Source organism: Lentilactobacillus sp., from assembly GCF_040773105.1.
Classification (GTDB): Bacteria; Bacillota; Bacilli; order Lactobacillales; family Lactobacillaceae; genus Lentilactobacillus; species Lentilactobacillus parabuchneri.
Map to the genome: position 1 here is coordinate 1 of NZ_JAXGWW010000167.1, position 4,480 is coordinate 4,480.

Consider the following 4,480-nt stretch of genomic DNA (forward strand, 5'->3'; position numbering starts at 1 on the left):
GACCCTTGCCCACAAAGTTGCCAAAGACCTTGGTGTTAAGGTGAAATTCGTGCAGGTTAACGCCAACAACCGGGTTGACGCGTTGAACTCCAACAAGGTTGATTTGGTACTGGCAAACTTCACTGTGACACCAGAGCGAAAGCAAGTGATTGATTTTGCCAAGCCATACATGAAGGTATCTGTTGGTGTCGTTTCACCTAAGACTAAACCAATTACCAAGGCAAGTCAGTTAAAGGGTAAGAACGTGATCGTCACAAAGGGAACGACTGCTGAAAACTACTTCACTTCCAAACAGCCGGATGTTAATTTGCTGAAGTTCGATTCAAAGACCCAGCAATTTAACGCTTTGAAGAATGGCCGTGGGGTTGCCTTAGCTGATGACAATTCATACTTGTACGCATGGTCAAAAGACAATCCGAAGTACACTGTTGGCATTAAGAGCATCGGGCCTAAATCATACATTGCCCCAGCTGTTAAGAAGGGTAACAAGTCACTTCTCAACTGGACTAACAAAGAAATTGACAAGTTAACCAAGCAAAGCTTCTTCGTAAAGGACTACAACACGCAGTTGAAGCCATACTTTGGCAAAGAGGTTAAGCCTTCAGATATCGTATTACCAGTTAAATAAGATTTGGACAGTCAGGGACTTGTTTCCTGGCTGTTTTTTCGTTCTTAAAAGATCATCAAATAAAATTAAAATAATATTAGAGTTGACGAAGTAATTCTAATATGTTTTAATTAACACAACATTTCAAGAAGAGGAGATTATATCGATGAATACTCATTTGCAACAACTGAATGCCTATTATTACGGCTATGCATGGTTTAAGTAGCGCCCGGGAGATGCGGGCGCACAACGCGTTCGCGTCTAACCTGGGCAAAGTCGTAACTTTGTTGTTGCCAGCTAGACGCTAGAGTCTAGCTGGGTTGATATAATTTCTTGAGCGAGTGCATCAGAAATTAGCCAGCTGGATTTCTAATATCCGGCTGGCTTTTTATTTACCTACATACTTGGGAGAGTGATGAATATGACAAAATCAAATAATCGTCGACTATCAATAGCTTTATACCTGAACTACCTGGTTCACGGGATCGGTTTAATCATCTTAACGCAGAACATGCAGGCGCTTGGGGGCTTTTGGGGTGTTCCAATCGCAACCGTCTCATATGTCATTTCCGGAATTGGGATTGGTAAGTTAATTGCCTACTTCCTATTTGGCTACCTGTCGGACCGATTTGGCCGCCGAATGCTGGTCCTTACCGGGACGTTGAGTTACATGGTCTTCTTTATCGGAATTCCGTTCACCCACAATATCGCCATTGCATACTTGTTTGCGATTATTGCCGGTGTTGCCAATTCTGCCCTTGATTCGGGAACTTACCCGACCTTCGTCGAAATGGGTGGCAACTCGAGTGCTTCCAACGTCTTTATTAAAGCCTTCATGTCGATGGGGGAATTCATTCTGCCACTATTCATCGCCACACTGGAAGCTCGCCATCTGTGGTTTGGCTGGTCGTTTATCGGTGCTTTGTTGGTTTTAATCGTGAACTTGTTCATTTTGAAAGGCGCACACTTCCCCGATCGGAACAATGTTGATGAAACGTTTAGTGAAGCCCATCAGTCACTCTCAAAATTCCGGCGGGTAATTGCGACGATTTCTCTTGCCGTATACGGGTACACGACTATGGCGATTATGATCTTATTCACTCAATGGATTAGTTTATTTGCCAACAAAGACTTGGGATACAGCTCACTTGTTTCCCACGGATTGCTTTCGCTTTACAGCATCGGCTCCATTAGCGGGGTGATCGTGATGTTTATCCTGCTCAAACTCAAGTTTACGGAAACCAAATTGTTGGTGGTGATGAACACCATTTCGTTAATTGCAATACTCACAGTTGCCAATGCATCATCGGTTATTTTTACTTCAATTGCCTGCTTTACATTCGGATTTACCGCAGCAGGCGGCGTCTTGCAGGTTGCGCTGAACGTTCTGCTCAAGATGTTTCCAACTCATAAAGGCGTTATTACCGGCACCTACATGACCTTTGGCAGCATTGCCACCTTCACGATTCCGATCGTGACCGGCGTACTATCTCAAATCAGCATCCAATCAGTCATGAATTTCGACGTTTTAATCGGCTTGGTTGGGACCGTGCTGGTAGTTGTAACGGCAATGGCAATCGGGACTGGAAATGTATTTTCAGTGGCTGGCCATTCAGTGATGAATTTGCTTCATCTTGGGGCAGCACCTGTTGATGGTGGACAATCGAAGGACGAATAAATGATAAAAGGAAACTGCATGGTTTGCAGTTTCCTTTTATTTGTTAATTAAAGTCATTTGTAGGCGCAAATCTTCAATTGCCAATTGGCCGGGTGCCGAGGCTTCTCCAACCGTTGCGAAACTCATAACCGATCCAAATAGTGGGCCGGCGATTCTTGATAACTTGCCAAGCGGGCCCATTGAAATGGCGACGATTGGGATTGTCAGCTTGGCAGATTCAGTGGAAGTTGCCCGCATTAGCGTGAGGACGTCCTTAAACTTCTTTGGCATCGTCGCAATTTTGGCAATGTCTGCGCCTTGATTTTCCATTTGTTCAAGAACGTTGATAATTTCAAGCTCCGGTGGGGTTCCAACAAACTCGTGGACACTCAAGATAACTTTAATTTGGTGAGCGTGCGCTAAGTAAGTTAATTCAGCAATCGTTTCTTCGGTAAAATGAAGTTCAATATCGATCATGTCTGTTAAGTGATTAAGTAAAATCCAGTGATAGAGTTTGACGTATTCTGCATCTGGCACCTGGCCCTTTCCACCCTCACCAGTTGTTCGGAATGTTGTCAGAAGAACTGTTCCACCAAGGATTTCCCTTAAACTGTTAGCAGTGCTTTGATAAATTTCCTGGTCGAACGCGTCATTAAAATAATCGATTCGCCATTCAATCACATCGGGATGCTGCCGGATTGCATTTTTAGCCTGGCTGAGTACTTCTTGGGGCGTCTGTCCCATGATTGGAACAGCCACTTTAGTCGAGCCGGGCTCAAAAGTTGTTTGATTAACGGTTACTTTTCCACTCATGGCAATGATTCCTTTCCGGATACATAATTGCCATTAGTTTAACAATTATCAATTAGATAGGCAAACAAAGCCGGCGCAAAAGATCGAACCCTTTTGCGCCGGCTTTACTTGTCCAGCTATTAAAATCCACGAAAATCTCCTCGGCCAAAGTATTGCAGGTTAGCCAACAGTGGCTTTTGCATTAACGCTGGGAGGGTGACAAACGTGTACCCGCGTCTTTTGAGTGAACGAATAATTTGTGGTACGGCTGCAACTGATGTCGGGTGAATATCGTGCATCAAAATGATTGAGCCGTTGTGCGTTGTTGCCAAGACGTGGTTAACCGTTTTTGGCGTATTTAGGTAAGCCCAATCCCTGGAGTCGACATTCCAGCGAACAATCGGTCGATCGTACAGGTTGCCGATTCGACTGTTTACCGATCCGTATGGCGGTCGGATATACATTGGAATTGTTCCGGTTGCCTTGTAGATTGCAGCATCAGTCAAGGCGATTTGCCTTTGGGCCTTTGCGGTTGACAAGGTGGTTAAATCAGGATGGTTCCAAGAATGGTTTCCGATTTGGTTTCCGTATTTGAGAACCAGGCGACTGACACTTGGATAGCGAATAACGCTGCTGCCAACTTCAAAGAATGTCGCGTGAACGTTATAGTGCTTTAAGATCTTTAATAATTTTGGAGTTAAGGTTGGATCCGGACCATCATCAAAAGTCAACGAGACGACCTTCTTCGGTGACTTTGGCTTAACGAAATCATATTGTGATGGCATGTAACGGTTCAAGATAATGCCGGTTAACTTGCTCAAAGGAATGGCAACGGATTTGACGCCATAGGCATTCTTGACTAAGTGAATCGTTAAATCAGTTTTCGTTAAAGTAAAGTTATGGGCGGTTAACCGTTTCGGTAGCGGCAGATAGATTAAATTTTGGACCTGCTTGCCGGTTAATTGATGATCCTCAGCCAACTGAGCCCGAGTTAGTTGACGGATTGTCCCCAACCGATGAAGACTGTTATTGGTAATTTTGCCGTAGGTCAGTTGCGTTGCTGCACTGGCATTTTCTGAATGAATTTGATAATTGCTAAAATTGAATGCGAATGCTGAAGCTGCAGCGATCCCCATGGCTGCTAAAAAATGCTTATTGAACATCATGATCACCCCGTCTAAAGTTATGAATATGATTCCAAAATCATTTTCACATTGTGCCATAGGTAAGTCAATCAAAGATATTTCTAATCGGTTTTTGGGGGGCATAGCTTGACGAGTACAGCCAAATCGCCGCCGGCAACTATGCCGATTTTATTTCAATGCAGGAAAATCCGATTGATGATATTAGCGTGATCCAACATGACAAAGACGTTTATCAAAATGGCACCAAAGTTCACGCAGAGGCTGGTGTTGAGGCAAGTA

General features: G+C 44.1%; 4 protein-coding genes and 1 pseudogene. 3 read left to right on the top strand and 2 right to left on the bottom strand.

The annotated features are described in order from the left end of the window. Together AB3112_RS08500 and AB3112_RS08505 are read left to right on the top strand one after the other, a co-directional pair. Window positions 1–628 (top strand): transporter substrate-binding domain-containing protein (locus AB3112_RS08500; RefSeq protein WP_367334289.1); only part of this gene is annotated, 628 nt, incomplete at its 5' end. Between the two features lie 400 nt (window positions 629–1,028). Then, a complete protein-coding gene (locus tag AB3112_RS08505; protein ID WP_367334290.1) occupies window positions 1,029–2,285 on the top strand; it encodes an MFS transporter in 1,257 nt (418 codons plus the stop codon). Between the two features lie 36 nt (window positions 2,286–2,321). On the opposite strand, the gene aroD is transcribed toward AB3112_RS08505, so the two are convergent. Next, entirely contained in the window at window positions 2,322–3,077 is a 756-nt protein-coding gene (aroD, locus tag AB3112_RS08510; protein ID WP_084973444.1) for a type I 3-dehydroquinate dehydratase, read from the bottom strand. A gap of 119 nt (window positions 3,078–3,196) precedes the next feature. Next, window positions 3,197–4,222 carry a polysaccharide deacetylase family protein gene (locus tag AB3112_RS08515; RefSeq protein ID WP_179136509.1) on the bottom strand — a complete coding sequence of 342 codons (1,026 nt, stop codon included), beginning with the start codon at window positions 4,220–4,222 and terminating at the stop codon, window positions 3,197–3,199. A 104-nt stretch (window positions 4,223–4,326) separates the two neighbouring features. Between AB3112_RS08515 and AB3112_RS08520 the strand changes: the two are divergent. Continuing rightward, window positions 4,327–4,480: pseudogene (locus tag AB3112_RS08520) on the top strand (amidohydrolase family protein); the annotation flags it as partial.

Bases quoted from the DNA above. Each gene is read 5' to 3' on its own strand.
- AB3112_RS08505 (WP_367334290.1), top strand. From the start codon at position 1,029: ATGACAAAATCAAATAATCGTCGACTATCAATAGCTTTATACCTGAAC.
- AB3112_RS08515 (WP_179136509.1), bottom strand. From the start codon at position 4,222: ATGATGTTCAATAAGCATTTTTTAGCAGCCATGGGGATCGCTGCAGCT.
- aroD (WP_084973444.1), bottom strand. From the start codon at position 3,077: ATGAGTGGAAAAGTAACCGTTAATCAAACAACTTTTGAGCCCGGCTCG.